23 protein-coding genes and 1 pseudogene are annotated in these 19,993 nt (G+C 63.1%); 18 read left to right on the forward strand and 6 right to left on the reverse strand.

What is annotated here, in order from left to right; translation table 11 throughout:
* The first annotated feature begins 83 nt into the window (after positions 1 to 83).
* From pgsA to CK228_RS14610, 5 genes are all read left to right on the forward strand, one after another.
* Positions 84 to 680: a CDP-diacylglycerol--glycerol-3-phosphate 3-phosphatidyltransferase gene (gene pgsA, locus CK228_RS14590; RefSeq protein WP_010915213.1), complete on the forward strand. Its 597-nt coding sequence runs from the start codon at positions 84 to 86 to the stop codon at positions 678 to 680.
* A 1-nt stretch (position 681) separates the two neighbouring features.
* Entirely contained in the window at positions 682 to 939 is a 258-nt protein-coding gene (gene moaD, locus CK228_RS14595; protein WP_095770651.1) for a molybdopterin converting factor subunit 1, read from the forward strand.
* 4 nt (positions 940 to 943) lie between these two features.
* Positions 944 to 1,423: a molybdenum cofactor biosynthesis protein MoaE gene (locus tag CK228_RS14600; protein WP_095788303.1), complete on the forward strand. Its 480-nt coding sequence runs from the start codon at positions 944 to 946 to the stop codon at positions 1,421 to 1,423.
* A 95-nt stretch (positions 1,424 to 1,518) separates the two neighbouring features.
* Entirely contained in the window at positions 1,519 to 2,283 is a 765-nt protein-coding gene (locus tag CK228_RS14605) for a YbaY family lipoprotein (protein ID WP_095770649.1), read from the forward strand.
* Between the two features lie 164 nt (positions 2,284 to 2,447).
* Complete coding sequence (locus CK228_RS14610; RefSeq protein WP_095770648.1) at positions 2,448 to 2,717, forward strand: hypothetical protein; 270 nt, start codon at positions 2,448 to 2,450, stop codon at positions 2,715 to 2,717.
* A 116-nt stretch (positions 2,718 to 2,833) separates the two neighbouring features.
* Here CK228_RS14610 and ndk read toward each other — a convergent pair whose 3' ends face one another.
* Positions 2,834 to 3,256, reverse strand: a complete 423-nt coding sequence (gene ndk, locus CK228_RS14615) for a nucleoside-diphosphate kinase (protein WP_095770647.1) — start codon at positions 3,254 to 3,256, stop codon at positions 2,834 to 2,836.
* Between the two features lie 361 nt (positions 3,257 to 3,617).
* Between ndk and CK228_RS14620 the strand changes: the two genes are divergently transcribed.
* On the forward strand, positions 3,618 to 3,884 hold the full coding sequence (locus CK228_RS14620) for a DUF2934 domain-containing protein (RefSeq protein ID WP_095770646.1): 267 nt from the start codon (positions 3,618 to 3,620) through the stop codon (positions 3,882 to 3,884).
* Between the two features lie 83 nt (positions 3,885 to 3,967).
* Here the strand turns inward: CK228_RS14620 and CK228_RS14625 are convergent, their stop codons facing one another.
* Positions 3,968 to 4,660: a glutathione S-transferase family protein gene (locus CK228_RS14625; RefSeq protein WP_095770645.1), complete on the reverse strand. Its 693-nt coding sequence runs from the start codon at positions 4,658 to 4,660 to the stop codon at positions 3,968 to 3,970.
* A gap of 67 nt (positions 4,661 to 4,727) precedes the next feature.
* Between CK228_RS14625 and CK228_RS14630 the strand changes: the two genes are divergently transcribed.
* Complete coding sequence (locus CK228_RS14630; protein WP_019857317.1) at positions 4,728 to 5,240, forward strand: DinB family protein; 513 nt, start codon at positions 4,728 to 4,730, stop codon at positions 5,238 to 5,240.
* Between the two features lie 123 nt (positions 5,241 to 5,363).
* Here the strand turns inward: CK228_RS14630 and CK228_RS14640 are convergent, their stop codons facing one another.
* Positions 5,364 to 6,323, reverse strand: coding sequence for a LysR substrate-binding domain-containing protein (locus CK228_RS14640; protein ID WP_095770643.1), 960 nt, complete (start codon positions 6,321 to 6,323; stop codon positions 5,364 to 5,366).
* A gap of 112 nt (positions 6,324 to 6,435) precedes the next feature.
* Between CK228_RS14640 and CK228_RS35300 the strand changes: the two genes are divergently transcribed.
* From CK228_RS35300 to CK228_RS14665, 4 genes are all read left to right on the forward strand, one after another.
* Positions 6,436 to 7,272 (forward strand): hypothetical protein, encoded by an 837-nt coding sequence (locus CK228_RS35300; RefSeq protein WP_179295916.1) that lies wholly within the window; start codon positions 6,436 to 6,438, stop codon positions 7,270 to 7,272.
* Positions 7,273 to 7,317: 45 nt separating this feature from the next.
* Positions 7,318 to 8,244 (forward strand): DMT family transporter, encoded by a 927-nt coding sequence (locus CK228_RS14655; protein WP_095788448.1) that lies wholly within the window; start codon positions 7,318 to 7,320, stop codon positions 8,242 to 8,244.
* Positions 8,237 to 8,440, forward strand: a complete 204-nt coding sequence (locus tag CK228_RS14660) for a hypothetical protein (RefSeq protein WP_010915223.1) — start codon at positions 8,237 to 8,239, stop codon at positions 8,438 to 8,440. The genes CK228_RS14655 and CK228_RS14660 overlap by 8 nt, the downstream gene beginning before the upstream one ends.
* A 151-nt stretch (positions 8,441 to 8,591) precedes the next feature.
* Entirely contained in the window at positions 8,592 to 9,050 is a 459-nt protein-coding gene (locus tag CK228_RS14665) for a MucR family transcriptional regulator (protein WP_019857325.1), read from the forward strand.
* Between the two features lie 75 nt (positions 9,051 to 9,125).
* On the opposite strand, the pseudogene CK228_RS14670 reads toward CK228_RS14665, so the two are convergent.
* A pseudogene (locus CK228_RS14670) lies at positions 9,126 to 9,372 on the reverse strand (helix-turn-helix domain-containing protein); the annotation flags it as partial.
* 141 nt (positions 9,373 to 9,513) lie between these two features.
* Here CK228_RS14670 and CK228_RS14675 point away from each other — a divergent pair.
* Both CK228_RS14675 and CK228_RS14680 read left to right on the forward strand, forming a co-directional pair.
* Positions 9,514 to 11,391: an ABC-F family ATP-binding cassette domain-containing protein gene (locus CK228_RS14675; protein ID WP_095788304.1), complete on the forward strand. Its 1,878-nt coding sequence runs from the start codon at positions 9,514 to 9,516 to the stop codon at positions 11,389 to 11,391.
* Positions 11,392 to 11,474: 83 nt separating this feature from the next.
* Positions 11,475 to 13,583: a molybdopterin oxidoreductase family protein gene (locus CK228_RS14680; protein ID WP_095788305.1), complete on the forward strand. Its 2,109-nt coding sequence runs from the start codon at positions 11,475 to 11,477 to the stop codon at positions 13,581 to 13,583.
* 31 nt (positions 13,584 to 13,614) lie between these two features.
* Here CK228_RS14680 and CK228_RS14685 read toward each other — a convergent pair whose 3' ends face one another.
* Both CK228_RS14685 and CK228_RS14690 read right to left on the reverse strand, forming a co-directional pair.
* Positions 13,615 to 14,802 (reverse strand): NAD(P)/FAD-dependent oxidoreductase, encoded by a 1,188-nt coding sequence (locus CK228_RS14685; protein WP_179295917.1) that lies wholly within the window; start codon positions 14,800 to 14,802, stop codon positions 13,615 to 13,617.
* Between the two features lie 35 nt (positions 14,803 to 14,837).
* Positions 14,838 to 15,317, reverse strand: a complete 480-nt coding sequence (locus CK228_RS14690) for an Lrp/AsnC family transcriptional regulator (protein ID WP_095788306.1) — start codon at positions 15,315 to 15,317, stop codon at positions 14,838 to 14,840.
* Positions 15,318 to 15,422: 105 nt separating this feature from the next.
* Here CK228_RS14690 and CK228_RS14695 point away from each other — a divergent pair, with 105 nt between their 5' ends.
* The 5 genes from CK228_RS14695 to CK228_RS35305 all read left to right on the forward strand — a co-directional run bounded on the left by CK228_RS14695 (position 15,423) and on the right by CK228_RS35305 (position 19,984).
* Positions 15,423 to 16,631 carry a diaminopropionate ammonia-lyase gene (locus CK228_RS14695; RefSeq protein WP_095788307.1) on the forward strand — a complete coding sequence of 403 codons (1,209 nt, stop codon included), beginning with the start codon at positions 15,423 to 15,425 and terminating at the stop codon, positions 16,629 to 16,631.
* A complete protein-coding gene (locus CK228_RS14700; protein ID WP_095770638.1) occupies positions 16,628 to 17,860 on the forward strand; it encodes a Zn-dependent hydrolase in 1,233 nt (410 codons plus the stop codon). Before CK228_RS14695 ends, CK228_RS14700 begins: the two co-directional genes overlap by 4 nt.
* A gap of 5 nt (positions 17,861 to 17,865) precedes the next feature.
* The gene (locus CK228_RS14705; protein WP_095770637.1) at positions 17,866 to 19,026 is read left to right on the forward strand and encodes a M20 aminoacylase family protein; all 1,161 of its coding nucleotides are present in this window, start codon (positions 17,866 to 17,868) and stop codon (positions 19,024 to 19,026) included.
* Positions 19,027 to 19,344: 318 nt separating this feature from the next.
* Positions 19,345 to 19,518: a hypothetical protein gene (locus CK228_RS14710; RefSeq protein ID WP_245437719.1), complete on the forward strand. Its 174-nt coding sequence runs from the start codon at positions 19,345 to 19,347 to the stop codon at positions 19,516 to 19,518.
* Positions 19,519 to 19,810: 292 nt separating this feature from the next.
* Complete coding sequence (locus CK228_RS35305; RefSeq protein WP_095788308.1) at positions 19,811 to 19,984, forward strand: hypothetical protein; 174 nt, start codon at positions 19,811 to 19,813, stop codon at positions 19,982 to 19,984.
* Positions 19,985 to 19,993 lie beyond the last annotated feature (9 nt).

Below are 19,993 nucleotides of genomic sequence, written 5' to 3' on the forward strand. Positions count from 1 at the left end.
TCAGCTGGCCAGTCGAATCTGGCCTGTTGACCCCCTACATTCGCTTCTGATTTGAGTACGCAGGCAGAAAGAGTCCACCAGATATGGCCCAGCGCGCGTTCAACCTGCCCAACATGCTGACCTATGCCCGCATCATCGCGGTGCCGCTGGTGGTGCTGTGCTTTTTTCTCGAAGGCCATCTGAAATCGAGCGACTTCGCCCGCTGGTCGGCGCTAGTCATTTTCCTGCTGGCGTCCGTCACCGATTATTTCGACGGCTATTTTGCGCGCGCCTGGCAGCAGACCTCCAATATCGGCAAGATGCTCGACCCGATCGCCGACAAGCTGCTGGTCGCGACCTGCCTTTTGCTGCTTGCCGCCGACACCGATCGCCATGCCGGCATTGCCGGCTGGTCGCTGTGGGCGGCCATCATCATCCTGTGCCGCGAGATCCTGGTTTCTGGCCTGCGCGAATATCTGGCGGCGCTCAAGGTCTCGGTGCCGGTGACGCAGCTTGCCAAGTGGAAGACCACCATCCAGATGGTCGCTATCGCTTTCCTGCTGGCGGGACCCGCCGGTGACAAGATCTTCCCGCTGACGACGCAGACCGGCCTTGTGCTGCTGTGGATCGCGGCACTCGTCACACTCTACACCGGCTACGACTATTTCCGCGCCGGCCTCAAGCACATCATGGATGAGTGAAATGACGACCCGCCTCATCTATTTTGCCTGGGTACGCGAACGGATCGGCATGCCTGAAGAGCATGTCGAATTGCCCGCCGGCATCGAGACGGTCGCCGATCTCTTGCGCTGGCTGCAATCGCGCGGCGAGGGCTACGAACATGCGCTGCAATATCCCGACGTGATCCGCGTTGCCATCAACCAGGAACATGTCGACCACCGCGAAAAGATATCGGGCGCGCGCGAGATCGCGCTGTTCCCGCCGATGACCGGGGGCTGACACCGTGTCGGCCGTCCTGGCGCTGACCGTGCGCATCCAGCGCGAGGATTTCGACGTCGCCGCCGAGATCGCCGGACTGACGGCGGGCCGCAGCGATATTGGCGCGGTGGTTTCTTTCTCCGGGCTCTGCCGCGATGAGCAGGGCGCGCTCACGGCACTGGAGCTCGAACATTATCCTGGCATGGCGGAGGCCGAGATCGGCCGTATCGCCGCCGAGGCGGTTGAACGCTGGCCGCTGCAGGGCCTCACCGTCATCCACCGCCATGGCCGGATTCGTCCGGGCGAGAATATCGTGCTGGTGGTGGCCGCCTCTGCCCATCGCCAGGCCGCGTTCGAAGCGGCGAACTTTCTCATGGATTACCTCAAATCGCGCGCGCCCTTCTGGAAGAAGGAGCATCGCGCCGATGGTTCTGAAGGTGGCTGGGTCGAGGCCAAGGAAACCGACGCGCAAGCGGCAGAGCGCTGGAAGTCATCGTCCGAATAAATCCCGTCGCAGCCATGTATTGACCGCAATCCTTTGGCCAATTGCGTGAGGTTGATCAGCCCCGGGGATTGGCAGTCCGGGCAAGGGAGGCGGTCATGCTGGACAGGCTCGCGGAGTTCTTCGTCTTCGGTTTCGTGCCTCTGGTCGTCGGCATCCTGGCGGTGCCGGAATTGTCCGTGGCCGCTGAAAACGCGGTGAGGGGCGAGGTGATCTATCGCGAGCGCATCGCCCTGCCGCCCAGCGCCGTGCTTTCCGTCCAGCTCGCGGATGTTTCAGTAGCCGATGCACCGGCCAGGATCATCGGCGAGCAGACTATCAAGCCGGCCGGCCAGGTGCCGATCAGCTTCGAGATCAAACTCGATCCGTCGGTGATCCGGTCACAGATGACCTATGCGCTGCAGGCGCGGATCACCGTTGACGGCAAGTTGATGTTCATTTCCGATGTGCGCCATCGGCTGGACCCGCTGACCGACGCGCCGCAGACCATCATGCTGAAGTTGGTGGCGTCAGGCACCGAGCCGGCGGCTTCCATCTTTGGCCAGCTCTGGGTGGTCGACTATGTCGATGGCATTGGCGCCATCACCGCGCCGCAGGCGACGTTCAGGATCAGCGAGGCCGGCAAGGCCGGCGGCAGCGGCCCCTGCAACACCTATTTCGCCACCGCGAAAGTCGATGGCCAGGCGATCGCCATCAGCGACGTCGGCTCGACCTACAAGGCCTGCGCGCCGGAGGTGATGGCCGAGGAAAAGGCCTTGTTCGATGCCTTGGCCAAGGCGGCGTCATACAAGGTCGACGCCGGCAAGCTCGCCATATCGGACAAGGACGGCCACGAAATCCTGCGCTTCAGCGCCGCGAGTTAGCGCTTAATTCGATCGCCCGACACTTTCCGGAATAATTCGGGCAGGAGAAGCGTTTCTCTCCCAGACATGGCGGGTAGGCAAAAGGGATATTTTCGAATGTCCCTTCGTTGAAGCCGCCAGACCTGCTGCGGCTTGTTCTGGCCTTAACTCAAAGGAGTCCAGAGATGAAAACGCACGCGCTTATCCTTGCTGTCACAGGCGTATCGCTCCTTGCTCTCACCGGCCTTGCGAAGGCGGACGACCATCTGTTCAATGCCCTTCAGCATGGCCTCAGCGCCGATGGCCGACCCTTCCAGACCAACAAGGCCGGCCACAGCGGCGATCTGGCGCCTGGGCAGGGTAGTCCGTTTGCAGGTGCCGACACCCAGACACCGGCCACCGACACGGCGGCAGCGAACGCCCATGCGAACGTAAAAGATCGTCAGCCGAAGTGACCAGCACCGCCACTGCGATGCGCAGCGGCGTTGGCAGCGAGACCTGACCATTGCGTCAATGAAAAAGGCCGGCGAAATGCCGGCCTTTTTACGGGGTACAAGGTGCGACTGTCGGCTCAGCCGACGATCTCGGTGTCCGAGAACCAGTACTTGATCTCCTGCGCGGCGGTTTCCGGCGCGTCGGAGCCGTGCACCGAATTTTCGCCGATCGACAGCGCGTGCACTTTGCGGATGGTGCCTTCGTCGGCGTTGGCCGGGTTGGTGGCGCCCATCACTTCGCGGTTCCTGGCAATGGCGTTCTCGCCTTCCAGCACCTGGACGATCGTCGGAGCCGACGACATGAACTCGACCAGTTCGCCGAAGAACGGACGGTCCTTGTGGACGGCGTAGAAACCTTCCGCCTCACGGCGGCTCATCCAGACGCGGCGCGAAGCGATGACGCGCAGGCCGGCATCTTCTAGCATCTTGGTGATGGCGCCGGTGAGGTTGCGCCGGGTTGCGTCCGGCTTGATCATGGAAAAGGTGCGTTCGAGCGCCATTGGTCGTCCTTGTCTGAGAATGGAATTGAGAGTGGCGGGCTCTATACAGGCCGCCCCGCCCATTGCCAAGGGGTGAGGAGCGGTCCCGAAGCGGACGGAAAGCCAATTGCCTGGCGTTCCGAGCGACGAATGGTGAAGCCCTGTCGGCCTTTGGGCGGATTGAAAGGTCCAGCGCATCTTTCAAGGGGTTTGAACGCCCGAAGGGCAGGGACAGCGAGCGAAGGACCGGAGCAGTGGGCGCTTCCATGTCAGGCCGGCAAGCCGCCAGGGCGAGATCAGACGGCTGCACAGCAACGCTTTGCTTGCTATAGTCACGCGTCGGCGCCGCGCTGAAGTCGGCCCGAATGGAGACAACACGACCATGGCAGACGATCGTCAGGACCGCATTCGCAACCGCGCACACCAGATCTGGCAGGAAGAGGGGCAACCGGCCGGTCACCACGAACGCCATTGGCACCAGGCGGCCGCCGACATCGATCGGGAGGATGCGGGTAAGCCGTCGGCAGCCACGAAGCCGGCCAAGAAGGCCCCTGTCGCCAGCAAGGCCAAAGCCGCTCCCAAGGAAGAAAAAGCTGCCGCGAAAGCCAGCAAGCCGAAGACCAGCAAGCCAAAGAAGGCGGCCAAGTAGGCCGGCTATCCCGCCGCTGATTTCCGCCACGGATTGATGGCGCGTCCAACCTGCCTCGCGGGCAGGGCAGGCGCTTGCGGTCGTCAGGCGGCTGCCGCTACCTTTCGTCCCAGCCCGCCATGCAGGTCGAGGCAACGCGCGAACCATTGCGTCACGACATCGCTGTCTTCAAGCAGCTGGTAGGGCGTGGCGATGCGCGCCCATTGCAGCGCGCCGAAGACGATGTAGTCCGCAAACAGCGGCGAGGCGCCGCCGATGAAAGGCTGGTAGCCCAGCATCGAGCGCAGCGGCTCGAGCGAAGCCCGAAACGCCGCCAGGCCGGCATCGCGCGCCGCGACGACATCTTCCAGCTGCTTGCCGAAGCGCTGCTCCCGGCTCTGCCGGAAATACACGGCGTTCTCTTCGTCCTGCATGGCGTGGAGATCGACGAGCGCCGCAGTGGTGACGTAGGGATGGATGGTCAATTGCGACCAGCGCTCGATGAAGCGCGCCATCGCCTTGCCGCCTTCGCCGCCAAACAGCGTCGGCAGATCCGGATAGGCTTCCTCCAGATAGAGCGCGATGGCGAAGGAATCGATGACGACCTTTTCGCCGTCGCGGATCACCGGAACGGTTCTCGAAGCGCCGCCCTCGATGGTGGGCACCTCGAGAAAACGCGTCGGCGCGGTCGAGATATCGAGCCCCTTGTGGGCCAGCGCCATCGTCGCCTTCCAGCAATGTGGACTGAACGGACGGCTCTCGTCACGCCCGACGAGCTCATAAAGCAGAATGGTCATTGGCGCGGGTCTCTTTGCGGTCTAGGTATCGCTCGCGACACCCCGAAACGGGGCGGCTGGAGAAAAGATGAAACAGCATTTCATGATGTTTGCGGCGTATAATCAATGGGCCAATGGCCGCATCTATGATGCCGCCGCGGACCTCGATGAAGAGGAGTTCAATCGCGACGTCGGCGCCTTCTTCGGCTCGCTGATGGGCACCCTCAACCATCTGCTCGCTGCCGATCGCATCTGGATGAAGCGCTTCACCGGCGAGGGCGACGCGCCGACGGCGCTGGATGCCATACTGCACCGGGCCTTGCCCAAGTTGAGGACGGCGCGCGAGGCGGAGGACCGGCGGATCATCGACTGGCTCTCTGGCCTGAGCGACAAGGCGCTGTCGGGCCGTTTCACCTATATGACCCTGTCGGACATGCGCACCGTCTCGCAGCGTCTTGCGCCCGCGCTGGCGCATGTCTTCAACCACCAGACCCATCATCGCGGCCAGGCGCATATGATCCTGACGGTCCTCGGCCGTCCTTCCGTGCCGCTCGATCTGGCGCATTTCCAGCGTACCGAAGAGGGCAGGGCTTTCGCCTGATCCGGGCGAGCTGCCTGCGCCGACTACCGCCGCATCTTCTGCAGAAGCATGGCCTTCACGTCAGGCCATTCGGAATCGATGATGCTGAACCGCACGGAATTGCGTTTCCTGCCGATACGAATTTCAGACAGCTTCGGTAGCCAGATCGCGGATTTCACTGTCCAATTGGCGTTGCGTCAAAGCCGCTTCCGCCATGACCCATTGTTTGAACAGCAGCACCTTGCGTGCGGCAAGGCACTTGTGGGGGGAGACGAAATACCAGCCGGCGGTATTCGGATGGTGGACGGCAAAGGGAGCGACCAGCCTTTCGGCGCGGATGTCGCTGGCCATATAGGCACGGTTGGCCACGGCAAAGCCCATTCCGGCATTGGCGGCCTCATAGGACATCATGCACGAGTCGAAGTAGATGCTTTTGGTCTCGCTGAGCACGAAACTGGCGCCGGCAAAGCCAAGCCAGGACTGCCAGTTCTGGGTGCAGGTGTCGGAATGCAGAAGCGTGAAGTGCCTGAGGTCGTCGGGCGTCACCTTTGACACCGGCTTGTTGCCAAGAATCTCATGGAACAGTTTGCGGCTGCACACCGGTGTCAGGTCTTCCCGAAACAGCAGATCGGATGGCAGCCCGTTGAAATGGCCGTCTCCATAGCGGATTTCGAGATCGAAATCGGAGGCCGTGAACTCATGCGTCGCGTAGGAGGTCGACACCCGCATCACGATATCGGGATGTCGCCGCTGGAACTCCGGCAGGCGCGGAAACAGCCAGCGCGCGGCGAAAGTCGGCAGCACGGATATTTTCAGCACATGTTCCTGCGATTGTCCGGTCGCTTCCATGCTGGCGGCGACGATCCGCTCCAACGCCTCGCGAACACGCGAGACATAGGTCTCGCCTTCCGGCGTCAACGACACCGCATTGCCACCGCGCTGGAAAATCTTGAAACGCAGCTGATCCTCCAGGCTCTTGACGCGCTGGCTGACCGCTGAGGCGGTGATGAACTGCTCCTCGCCGGCCCGCGTGAAATTCCCGTGGCGCGCAGCACTCTCCACGATTTTCAGCGAATTGAGGTTGACCTGACTGAGCAAACGCACGGGCTTCGACCTTAAGCTGGGCTTACACTAGCACCAGCATTCCTAATTTTACAGGGGGGGCTAATTTAATCGACTGTTAATCAAGTGTTTGCCCCCCACTTGGAGAAGTACAATGAACGCACATACCATACCCGAACTGCGCTATGCGATGAGCCGTGAGGCCATTATCGGCCACGAAACCGCCTGGAAAGTGTCGAGTTTCGGCGTTGCACAGTATCTGCATGGCTATGACCCGGCACTGCTCGCCGCAATCGAGGAGGCCGCTTTGAAGCTCAAGGACAGTCATGCCGTGCACAAGCACCTCGACCTGACCTTCATCACCGGCGCCGACCGTTTCATCCCCGAAATCAAGGAATTGCTGCACGACAAGCGGCGTCTGGAGCGGCTGTCCGACATGATGGGCACGAAGCTGGAGCCCTATCCGCTGTCGATCGTCGGCTCGACCGTCACCTTCATGAATCCCAGGGACGGCGCCGTCGAATGGCATTGCGACGGCGTCCCGGTCACCGAACTCATTCCTTTGTCGATCAGCAACCCGCTGGTCGGCGGCCATCTCGAAATCTATTGCGACGATTCCGAGACGGGCCGCGCCATCCTCGAATCCGGCCGCGAGATCCCGCGCAACCGCATCATGCGCATCGATCACAAGATGAATTACGCGACCCTCGGGCAATTCCTTGGCGTCCTGCATCGCACGGCGCCGATCCAGTATGGCGAGCGCGTCACCCTGGTGCTCAACCAGCGTTCGGTGGCCAAGCCCTATGTCGACGACAACCGCATGTTCTATCTTGCCGCCGACAATGATCACGACCGCGACTGGGTCAACGAATTGGCCGAAGACGTCTGGACCAACCAGCTGCCGGCCTATCGCCGGTTCGAGGCGGAGCATCCGACGCCCGCCCCGTCCGCCGAAGCACAGGTTTCGGGCGGAGCCAGGGAATCATGGTAGTCAACCATGATCCCGAAAAGTGGGAGCCGGTCTTCGGGCAAGATCATGGTCCAACACAGGGATAGAGCCCCAGGCCGATTGTTTCGGCACGGATCAGGTTCGATATCCGCGCTGGTCTTTGCCGCCGGCGCGGTGGCTTTGTGGTCGACCAATGCTTTGGTCGGCAGAACCCTGCTGGCAACACATCCGGTGTCGCAAGTGCAGTTCCTGCAATTTGCGGGAGCTGCACTGGTCTTCGCCTTGATCCGGCTCATGAACCGTGAGGAAGCGCGGCCGATGGCGCCGAGGGCGACCCTCGCTCCTCTCGCTGTCGGATTCATCGGTCTGGTCGGCACCATGGTGCTGCAATACGTCGCCTTCGCCTCGATGCCGGTAATCGAAGCCAATCTCGTGGCCTATACCTGGCCCTTGATGGTCGCCGCGGCAGTGATCGCCTTCGACAATCCCCGGCGTCCGGTCATGCTGGGGCTTGCCGCGGCCCTTGGCTTCGCCGGCGTTGCGCTGGTGATTTCGGGAGGGCGTGAGAGCAACTGGTTCCAGGGCAATCTCCTCGGCTATTTCGCCGCATTCGGGTCCGCGCTGTGCATGGCTTTCTATTCGGTGATGGTTGGACGGCTCGCCACTTCACCCGATCGGCTGCTGCTGCCTTCGTCGCTGGTCGGCGTCGCGTTGACGCTTCTATGGTCCGCTGGCGACGGCGTCGCCTGGCCCTCCGGCGTCGATCTCGCCCTGGGGCTCTATCTCGGCGCCGGCCCAATGGGACTGGGTTATTACTTCTGGTCGCGCGCCTTGAAGCTCGAAGGCAGCGGCAAGGTCGCGGTCGTCGCCTATCTCACGCCGATTGGCTCGACATTGCTGCTGACCCTGTCCGGTGAGCGGTTGACGACAACCGCAATTGCCGGCGCCGTCCTCGTCATCGGCAGTTGTATCGCGGTCGGCCTGGAGCGCTCGGAGGTGCAAGACTATGTTTGACGACAATGAACGTCTCGCCAGGCAGGAAGCGCATTGGCTGATCAAGGAATTTGGCGCCGAAGCACCGCTCTACGCGGCGATGAAGGCCGAAAAGGCGATTGAGCAGAAGGATTTCGGGCGCTGTGCCCGTTGGCGGCGTATTCTTGAGATATTGGCCGACGCTCGGACGACCAAGTCTGCTGCTTCCAAGTATTAGATTTTCTAATTTGCGCAGCGTCGATTTTCCATAAAAATAGTTGACGCCAAGTCTTGATTCGTTTTGGCACTTGGCGCCCGTTGGGGGACGCGGTTAAAGAGATACATCGACGAAAGTCTTCGCTGGGGTGGATGGCTTTCTCGCAAATAGGATGAAAGAATTGTCAAATATCGAGGATAAGACCGTTATAGAGCTAACGGCCGATATTGTCTCGGCCTATGTCGGCAACAATCCACTCCCAGCTTCCGGCCTGCCTGACCTGATTGCCAGCGTCAGCGCCTCGGTTCGAAAACTGGCTGGCGCGGTCGTCGTGGAAAGCCCGAGCCTGGTTCCGGCCGTAAACCCCAAAAAGTCGGTATTTCCCGACTACATCATCTGCCTGGAGGACGGAAAGAAGTTCAAGTCGCTCAAGCGACACCTCAGGACAGACTATGGTCTGAGCCCGGACGACTATCGGGCCAAATGGAGCCTGCCGCCGGACTATCCGATGGTCGCTCCGAATTACTCGGCGACCCGGTCGGCACTGGCAAAGTCGACGGGACTTGGCCGCAAACCGGCAGCAGCGCCGGCCGCCGTGGCAAAGGGTGCCAAGCGCAAGGCGGCTGGCTAAGCGCGAAGCGTCCCGGCCAACCGGCCTGGACGCGACAGCCAATGGAACCCGGAAAGCGGCTTTGCCCTTCCGGGTTCACCGTCTGATTTGCGGTTGATCGCGCAGAACCACGTTCAGCAACGAACTGTGCACCACGAGTTTCCCATTGTACTCGATGAATCCGAGGTCGCGGAACTTGTTCATGAAGTGCTGACTCCCGGTCGCGTTGTGCCGATCATTTCGGCAAGCGTCTCCTGGTTGACCTTGCCGAGAAAGGGTTCGGGCTTTTCCTCCTTGCCGAAATTTGCCAGCAGCAGAAGTGCCGTGCCAGGCGCTTTTCGCTGAAGCCGCGACATCGCCTTGCGAGAATATCTTCTGGTGGCCACCAATTCGCCTCGCGCTCCCGCCTGTGTTTCAGGCCTTGTGCGGCCAACTGGCCCGCAAGGTCTTGCGAAGAGTTGATGTCCGGTGCAAAAGCGCGGCCATGCTGATCATCAACGACCTTTCGCTCCGCATGGCCGGGCGCCTGCTTCTCGACCATGCCTCGCTGACCTTGCCGGCCGGCACCAAGGCCGGCCTTGTCGGCCGCAACGGCACCGGCAAGACGACGCTGTTCAAGGCCATCACCGGCGATTTTCCCTCCGAGACCGGTTCGATCAGCCTGCCGAAGAACACGCGCATCGGCCAGGTGGCGCAGGAAGCGCCGGGAACCGAGGAGCCGCTGATCGAGATCGTGCTCAAGGCCGACCTCGAACGCACGGCGCTGCTCGAAGAGGAAAAGACCGCGGCCGATCCGCACCGCATCGCCGATATTCACATGCGGCTGGCCGACATCGACGCGCATTCGGCCGAGTCCCGCGCGGCCACCATCCTCGCCGGCCTCGGCTTCGATGACGCAGCGCAGCGCCGGCCGGCCTCGTCCTTCTCCGGCGGCTGGCGCATGCGCGTGGCGTTGGCCGCCGTGCTGTTTTCAGAGCCTGATCTGCTGCTGCTCGACGAGCCGACCAACTATCTCGACCTCGAAGGCACGCTGTGGCTGGAAAATTACGTGTCGAAATACCCGCACACGGTTCTGCTGATTTCGCACGACCGCGACCTGCTCAACCGTGCCGTCAACTCGATCGTTCATCTCGACCAGAAGAAGCTGACCTTCTGGCGCGGCGGCTACGATCAGTTCGAGCGCCAATACACCGAGCAGAAGGAATTGCAGGAAAAGGGCCGCGTCAAACAGGAGGCCGCCCGCAAGCACATGGAATCCTTCGTCGAGCGGTTCCGCGCCAAGGCGTCCAAGGCCAGACAGGCGCAGTCACGCATCAAGGCCCTGGAAAAGATGAAGCCGATCGCGGCGATCGTGAACGATTCGGTGCGGCCGTTCTCTTTCCCCGAACCGGTGAAGACTGTGGCATCGCCGATCGTGGCGCTGAACAACGTCAATGTCGGCTACACCGAAGGCCAGCCGATCCTGAAGAAGATGACGTTGCGCATCGACGCCGACGACCGCATCGCGCTGCTTGGCGCCAACGGCAACGGCAAGTCGACCTTCGCCAAGCTGCTGTCGGGCCGCCTCAAGCAGGAGAGCGGGACCATGACGGTGGCGCCCGGGCTGAAGGTGGCGATCTTCGCCCAGCACCAGCTCGACGATCTGCGTCCGGACGAAAACGCCTATGAGCATGTCCGCCGGCTGATGCCCGAGGCGCCGGAATCCAAGGTGCGCGGCCGCGTCGCCCAGTTCGGTCTGACGACCGAGAAGATGAATACGCCCGCCAAGGACCTGTCCGGTGGCGAGAAGGCGCGCCTTTTGATGGGCCTGTCGGCCTTCGAGGGGCCGAACCTGTTCATTCTCGACGAACCGACCAACCATCTCGACATCGACAGCCGTGAATCGCTGATCCATGCGCTGAACGAATTTCCCGGGGCCGTCATCCTGATCTCGCACGACCGCCATTTGCTTGAGGCGACCGCGGATCGGCTGTGGCTGGTCAAGGATGGCGCGGTCAACGCCTATGATGGCGACCTGGAGGACTACAAGACGCTGGTCACCGGCGTGTCCGGCGACCGCCGCGGCAAGCGCGAGGCCGACAAGGCGTCAAAAGCCGACCGCCGCCGCGATGCGGCGGCGCGCCGTGCCGCCTTCGAACCGCTGGCCAAGGAAATCCGCGCCACAGAAGCGCTGATGGACCGCCTCCGCAAACGCATCGACGGCATCGAGGACGAACTGGCCAATCCGGCGATCTATGAAAAGGATCCCTCGACGGCGACGCGCCTGGCCAAGGAGCGCTCGCAACTCGCCCAGACGCTGGCCGGCCACGAAGAAAAATGGCTGACCATGTCGGCCGAGTATGAGGAAGGCACGGCGGAGTAGGGGGAGCGTTCTTTCGTTTGGGAGAGAAGGAAGGGCGCTATCTGGCCCTACACGCCACGTGCGAAACTCGCTAGACATGCGTCATGAACCAGCACGCCAAGCTCCGCATCGGCCATTCGGCCTGTCCGCATGATTGCCCGTCCACCTGCGCGCTCGAGGTCGAGTTGCTCGACGGCAACCGCATCGGCCGTGTCCATGGCGCCAAGGCCAACAGCTACACATCCGGCGTCGTCTGCGCCAAGGTCGCGCGCTATGCCGACCGCGTCCACCACCCCGACCGCTTGCTGAAGCCGCTGATCCGCGCCGGCGCCAAAGGCGACGGCGTCTGGCAGGAAGCGAGCTGGGAGGCGGCGCTCGACCTCGTCGCCGAAAAGTTCATCGCGGCCGAAGACAAATACGGCTCGGAGACGGTCTGGCCCTATTTCTATGCCGGCACGATGGGGCTGGTGCAGCGCGACGGCATCGACCGGCTGCGTCACGCCAAGAAATATTCGGGCTTCTTCGGGTCGATCTGCACCAATCTCGCCTGGACCGGCTGGATGATGGGGGCGGGCGCCCTGCGTGGGCCCGACCCGCGCGAAATGGCGAAATCCGACTGCGTGGTGATCTGGGGCACCAATGCCGTGGTCACGCAGGTCAATGTGATGACCCATGCCATCAAGGCGCGCAAGGAACGCGGCGCTAAGATCGTCGTCGTCGACGTCTATGAAAACGCGACGATGAAGCAGGCCGACATGGGCCTTGTGCTGAAGCCCGGCACCGACGGCGCGCTGGCCTGCGCGGTCATGCATGTGCTGTTCAGGGAAGGCCTGGCCGACCGCGCCTATCTCGAAAAATACACCGACGACCCGAAGGGGCTGGAGGCGCATCTTCGGACACGATCCCCTGAATGGGCGGCGGAGATCACGGGCCTGTCGGTCACCGAGATCGAGGCCTTTGCCCACCTCGTTGGCACGACCAAGAAAACCTATTTCCGTCTCGGCTACGGCTTCGCCCGCCAGCGCAATGGCGCCGTCAACATGCATGCCGCTTCCTGCATCGCCGCGGTCACGGGCAGCTGGCAGTATGAGGGCGGCGGCGCCTTCCATTCGAATTCCGGCATCTTCAAGCTTAACCAGGAGGTGCTGGAAGGCACCAGGATGCGCGATCCCTCGATCCGCCATCTCGACCATTCGCGCATCGGCCCGGTGCTGACCGGCGCCGGCGACGCGCTCTACGGCGGGCCGCCGGTGACGGCGATGCTGATCCAGAACACCAACCCGGTGAATGTCGCGCCGGAGCAGCGGCTGGTAAGGCAGGGCTTTCTGCGCGACGACCTGTTCACTTGCGTGCACGAGCAGTTCATGACCGACACCGCCAGGCTGGCCGATGTCGTGCTGCCGGCGACGATGTTTCTCGAACATGACGACGTCTACAAGGGCGGCGGCAACCAGCACATCACGCTCGGTCCCAAGCTGATCGAGCCGCCGGAAGGGCCGCGCACCAACCATTTCGTCATCGAGCAACTGGCCGCGCGCCTGGGGGTCGCAGACCGCCCGGGTTTCGGCCTGACCGAACAGCAGCATATCGACATCATTCTCGGCAAGCGTGGGCTGGGCAGTTTCGACAGCTTGAAAGAGCAGAAATGGGTCGATCTGCAGCCGGATTTCGAGGCCGCGCATTTTATCAACGGGTTTGGCCATGCGGATGGTAAATTCCGCTTCCGCGCCGACTGGACCGGCCAGGCGGCTCCCAACCGGCCGCCGAAGAGCATGGGCCTGTTCGGACCGGTGGAACGGCTGCCTGAGTTTCCCGACCATGTCGACCTGATCGAAGTGGCCGACGAAGCGCATCCATTCCGGCTGACGACCTCGCCGGCACGCAACTTCCTCAACTCGACCTTTGCCGAAACGCCGGTGTCGAAGGAAAAGGAAGGCAGGCCGGCACTCCTCCTGCATCCCGACGACGCGGCGGACCTTGGGCTTGCCGACGGAGACCGTGTCGAGGTCGGCAACCGGCGCGGCGAGCTGGTGCTGCATGCCAAATTCTTCGACGGCATCAAGCGCGGCGTGGTGATAGCCGAAGGCATCTGGCCGAACAGCGCGCATGAGCGCGGCGAGGGCATCAACGTGCTGACAGGCGCCGATGCACCCGCGCCCTATGGCGGTGCTGCCTTCCACGACAACAAGGTCTGGCTGCGCAAGGCGGATTGAGCCGGGCGGAACCAGGTCGTCCGCGAGCCCATCACACCGGCAAGATCTCGGCCGCCTTCGTCCTGTTCAGCCGGTGCCTTATGTCGTCGGCGATCGCCTGGGCCTCGATCCCGATCTCGCGCAGCAATCCGGTGACTGCATTGTGGAAACCGATGAGGTAGAGGCCGAGATCCGAAGCTTTGGGGGTCACTCCACTGCGGTCCGGCTGGATGCCGGGCTCGAGAAATCTGGCATAGCCCGGCCGGTAACCGGTGGCGAAGATGATCGCGTCGAATTCGCCGTGTTTGCCGTCGGCGAAACGGGCGCCGCGTTCCGAAATCTCGGCGATATCGGGCGCGACCTTGATCGCGCCTTCGCGGATCTTGCCGATGGTGCCCACATCGATCACCGGAATGCGCGATGCAATCGCAATCTGCTCCAGCAGTCCCTGTCCCGGCCGTTTGAGCCCGTATTTTTCCAGCCTGCCCAGCACCAGGTCGAGAATGACCGGGAAAAGAACATCGTTGAAGCGCTGCGGCCCCAGGCGCGCGGCCATGCCGACCATCTGGATGGGCACGCCGAACAGTTCGCGCGGCACGATATGAACGCCGCCGCGCACGGAAATCGTCGGCCGTGCGCCGTTTTCCGCCAGATCGAGCGCAATCTCCGCACCGGTGTTGCCCATGCCGATGACCAGCACCGACTGACCGGCGAAAGGCCTGGCATTGCGATAGTCCGCGCTGTGCAATGTCTTGCCCGTGAAGGTATCGATACCGGCAAATCCGGGCCGCAAGGGCTCGGCATTGTAACCTGACGCGATGACCACATGTTTGGCGCGCAACGGCCTGGATAGCGCGTCCACACGCCAGCCGCGACTGTCCCGGGTGACCGCCTTCACCGTTTCTCCAAAGCGGGGCTTGAGGTCGAAGCGTTGCGCGTAGGCATCGAGATAGTCGACGAAGAGCGCACGCGGCACATAACGCGGATAGTGTTTGGGGAAGGGCATGAAGGGCAGCGACGAATAGCGCTTGGTCGTATGCAGGTGGACGCGCTCGTAATGGCGCCGCCAGGCAGGCGCGGCCTGCTGCTCTTTTTCGATGATGATGAAGTCGACGCCCGCCTGCCGCAGGCATGCGGCGACTGCCAGGCCCGCCGGCCCGGCACCGATGATCGCTACTGTCGTGGTGTCGTCCAAGCGCGCCTCCCAGCTCAATTCGCGTCCTGAGAATGTCAAAAGCATGGCGGGACGGACTGGACCCTGCCTGCCGGCAAGGTTCAATCTGGCAACGGCACGGTCAGCCCGACCTTGACGCGGTCCATGGCCACGAAGGTGCGGAATTTCCGGACATTGTTGCTGCCGAAGAACAGCTTTCGCGTCAGCGCCTCATAGGCGCCCATGTCGGCTACGGTGATGACGAGGATGAAGTCGGCCTCGCCGGTGACGTAATAGCATTGCTGCACTTCGGGCGTTTGCGAGAATTGCCGCTTGGCCCCGTCGATAAGCTCGGTGCGCTCGCTTTCCAGCTCCACCTCGACGAAGATGGTGATGGGCTGGCCGACCGCCGCGGGTTCGATGATCGCGACATTGCTTGCAATGACGCCCGCCTGCTCCATGCGCTTGATGCGGCGCTGCACGGCCGGTGCCGACAGGTTCACCGCTTCGCCGATCAGCCGCTGCGGTGTCGTGTTGTCTCGCTGCAGGATGGCAAGGATGGCGAGATCGAAACTGTCGAGTGAGGGCGATGATGGAGGCAACGGGCGGCATCCTGGTGAAACAAACTTGCATTTCGCAGGCCTAATTACAGCGCTCTTTGCGCCTGTCCTGCAATATGTTGTCGCTAACTGCCAAGGAGGCGCCCAGTGTTCCTGCCCAATCGCAATGCCTTGCACGGTGAGCCGCTTGATGCGACCGATGCCGAAACCCTCGGGATCGCGGGCGCGGACACGGTCGAGCGCTTTCTCGCCCATCGTGACAATCACGCGATGACGCCGCTGCACGCGCTGCCGACGCTGGCGGGCGAACTTGGCCTCGCTGAGCTGCATGTCAAGGATGAGGGCTTTCGTCTCGGCCTGGGCAGCTTCAAGGCGCTGGGCGGCGCCTATGCTGTTTTCCGCCTGGTGCTGGAAGAGGCCGGCAAGCGCCTTGGCCGCCCCGTCGATATCGAGGATCTCGATCGTGCCGATGTTCGCTCGGTCGCCGCGAAGATGACATTTGCCTGCGCCACCGACGGCAATCACGGCCGCTCGGTCGCGCAAGGCGCCGAGCTTGCTGGCGCTAGGGCCGTGATCTTTGTCCATGCCGGCGTCAGCGACGGGCGCATTGCTGCCATAGCCCGCTACGGCGCCGAGATGGTTCGCGTCGATGGCAATTATGACGATTCGGTCAGGCAAGCGGCGCAGGTCGCGGCCGAGAAGGGCTGGAGGGTGGTGTCGGATACGTCGTGGCCCGGTTATGAGCGCATCCCCGGCCTGGTCATGCAGGGCTATACGGCGATCGTGCGCGAAGCGCTGCGCCAACTCAGCGAACCGCCAACCCATGTCTTCGTCCAGGCCGGCGTTGGCGGCATTGCCGCGGCGGTGGCCGGCCATCTCGCCATCGTGCTCGGCGACGCCAGGCCCACCTTCACCGTCGTCGAGCCGGCGCGCGCGGCCTGCGTTGTCGCGGCTGCCCGGGCAGGGCATGTGGTCAAGGTGGCGCACGACCAGCCAACGGTCATGGCCATGCTTGAATGCTATGAGGCCTCTCAGGTCGCCTGGCGCGTGCTGGCGCGCGTCGCCGATGCCTTCATGACCGTGGACGAAGACGACGCCGTCGCGGTGATGCGGCGGCTGGCCCGGCCTGCCGGCAGCGATCCGGTGATCGTCGCCGGCGAGAGCGGCGGCGTCGGTCTTGCCGGACTGGTCCGGGCGATGGCCGAAAACAGGGCCGATCTAGGCCTCGACGGCAAATCCCGCGTGCTGGTGGTCAACACCGAAGGCGCCACCGACCCGCATCGCTATGCCGAACTGGTCGGCTTGAGCCCGGCCGAGGTGCTGGCCGGCAAGCTCGCTGCCGAGGCAACAGCATGATTGCTGTCGATGCTCAGCGCCTGGTTGGCCGTATCCGCGAACTCGGCGCCGTTGGCCGCGACGGCGAGGGCAGGCTGACCCGGCTCGCGGCCTCCGACACCGACAGACAGGGCCGCGACCTCTTCCTCGGCTGGCTGCGGCAGGCCGGGCTCGATGTCGCTATCGACCGCATCGGCAACATTTTCGGCATCTGGCAAAGTGCCGGCAATGCGGGCGAAGCGCCGCTGCTCATCGGCTCGCACATCGATACAGTCATCGACGCCGGCATCTATGATGGCTGCTACGGCGTGCTTGCCGGGCTGGAGGTGATCGAGACGCTGAAGGCGTCGGGTTTCCCGCCGGCGCGCCCGCTCGCCGTCGCGGCCTTCACCAATGAGGAGGGCGTGCGCTTCTCCCCCGACATGATGGGCTCGCTGGTCCATGCCGGCGGCGTCGATGTCGAGGCGGCGCTCGCCGCTGTCGGCACCGACGGCAGCACGCTCGGGCAGGAACTCGCCCGTATCGGCTATGCGGGGGAACGCGAACCCGGCTTTCTCAAGCCGCACCTCTATGTCGAACTGCACATTGAACAGGGGCCGCTCCTGGAGCGCGAAGGCATTCCGATCGGCGCGGTGGAGACCCTGCAAGGCATCTCCTGGCAGCGCATCACCCTCGATGGCGTCGCCAACCATGCCGGCACCACGCCGATGTCGATGCGCTGCGACGCCGGATATGCCGCGGCACGCGTGGTCACCTTCCTGCATGACCTTGCAGCGGCCTCCAACGCGCCGACCGTTGCCACCGTCGGCACGATGCGATTCGAGCCGAATGCCATCAACGTCATCCCATCGCGCGCCGTCTTCACCGTCGACCTGCGCGATCCCGACGAGCAGCGCCTGCAAGCACAGGAGGCGTCGCTGGCCGCCTTTCTCGAACAGCTCGCCGCCGAGGGCATCACCGTGTCGGTCGAGCGGCTGGCCCGCTTCGAGCCGGTTGTCTTCGACGGGCAGGTCGTCGAATTGATCGAGGCTGCCGCCAGGAAGCGCGGGCTTGCCTCGCGGCGAATGACCTCGGGTGCCGGCCATGACGCGCAGATGATCGCGCGCATGGCGCCGGCGGCGATGATCTTCGTGCCGAGCGCCGGAGGCATCAGCCACAGCCCGCATGAATACACCGAGGATGCCGAGCTTGTTGCCGGTGCCAACATCCTGCTTGATGTCGTCGCTGAACTCGCCGCGCTCAAGGGCTGAACAAAATGGCTGAACTCGATCCGGAAACGCTGAAGCGAGAGATGATCAATTGGCGGCGCGACCTGCACGCGCACCCCGAATTCGGCTTCGAGGAGAAACGCACTGCGGCCTTCGTCGCGGCCAAGCTGCGGGAATTCGGCCTGGACGATGTCGCCGAGGGTGTCGGCGGCACCGGCGTCGTCGGCACTTTGAAGCGCGGCACCGGCAACCGTGCCATTGCGTTGCGCGCCGACATGGATGCGCTGCGCATATCGGAGCAATCGAGCGCGCCCTACCGCTCCGGCAATCCCGGCGTCATGCACGCCTGCGGCCATGACGGCCACACCGCCATGCTGCTTGGCGCGGCAAAGCTGCTGGCGGGTGAGGGTGGTTTCGACGGCACCGTGCGCTTCATCTTCCAGCCGGCCGAGGAGTGGGGCAGGGGCGCGCTGGCCATGCTCGACGACGGCCTGATGCAGCGCTTTCCCTTCGACGAGATCTTTGGCCTGCACAACATGCCTGGCCTTCCCGTCGGGCATTTCGAGACCCGTGCCGGCCCTGTCATGTCGGCAGAGGATAATTTCGAGATCGTGCTCAGGGGGTTCGGCGGCCACGCGGCGCGGCCGCATTCGGGCAACGAAACGCTGGTCGCCGCCTGTGCGCTGGTCACCAATCTGCAGACCATCGTTTCGCGCCGCCTGAGCCCGGCCGACATAGCGGTGGTTTCGGTGACCGAACTGATCACCGATGGCACCCGCAATGCGCTGCCTGGTCTTGCCCGCATCCTCGGCGATACGCGCAGTTTTCGCCCCGAGGTCAGCGCGGCGATCGAACGCCAGATGCGCACCATCGCCGAGGGCACCGCGGCCGCCTACAACATTGCCGCCGAGGTCAATTACACCAGAGAATTCGTGCCTTTGCACAATGATGCCGAACTGGTCGAGGCGGCCTTCGCCGCCGCCAAGAAAATCTTCGATCCCGGCAATGTCGCGGTTGCCCGCGAGCCGATGACTGCGTCGGAGGATTTTGCCCGATTCCTCGATCACGTGCCGGGCTGCTTCGTGTTCCTCGGCAATGGCGAGGCCTCGGCGCCGCTCCACAATTCCAGCTATGACTTCAATGATGACGGGCTGGTCTTCGGCGCCAGCTTCCATGCCGCCATCGCCAGGCAACGGCTCGGAATTTGACCGGCCGCGGACCCCCTTCGGCACGCCTTTGCCGGTGGAAAACGCCTGGAAAAGGCCGAAATCCGCGATCCCACATGACGCAGCGGCAAGACTCAGCTAGGCTGTGTGGTGCGGCGGACCTGATTTATCCGCTTGGCCGGCGCCTTCTCCTCCCAAGCGGCGCCGGCCTTCTTCCCGCGCCGACCGCCTGGTAAATTAAGCATTCATTAAATTTAGAATATTCGCACTTGCAGGGCGTTAGCGTCTTTCTGGCATGGAATACGCTGGTCCTTGGCTGTTGCGGGAAGGCCAATGCGCGGGCGGAACTGGATAAGGGCGTTGCGTCAGGATGAGGCGCGGCAGGTGCGTGCGCGCATCGCCGAACTCGAAAGAAACCTTACAATGGCATTCCCGGCCCGAGGCCGTCAGTTGCAACAGGACGCCGGGCACGAATTGCGCAATGCCAAGTTCCGCCTCGAGCGGCTCGAAGAATGCATCGCGGCAATGCAATGAGGTTTCGACGGGTCCTCAGTGCACCGGGATCATCTCAGTTGCCCAACACTCTCCGTGTTCATGACAGGATTGCTGGCATAGGAGCTTTGTTCGGCACCAGGAGCCTTGGTCGGTGGCAATTTGTTGTCGCAGGCCGAGACAGCCAAAGCGACCAGGACAAGGGCTAATCCTAGCTTCTTCATCGCTATCGCCTCCTTGCTTTCAACGACCCGCCATCGGTTTGGTTGCGAACTTGGCGCGATGGAACAAACCGTCATGTTTCCGGTTGACCCTCATCAGAGGAGACCGCGGCATGATCCGTTTGCTTCTGGCAGGTACTTTTGCCTTTCTCGCTTACCGCCTCGCGCGCAAGATGATCGATGACGTGCCCGGCGACATCGATCCCCTGTTGCTGCCCGCGCCGAGAAGTGACCGCGAAGCTCTGCGCCGCCAATCGGCGGCCATGGGTGTCGATCCCCGGCGGTAGAGCAATTCC

Source organism: Mesorhizobium sp. WSM4312 (assembly GCF_002294875.1).
Lineage (GTDB): Bacteria > Pseudomonadota > Alphaproteobacteria > Rhizobiales > Rhizobiaceae > Mesorhizobium.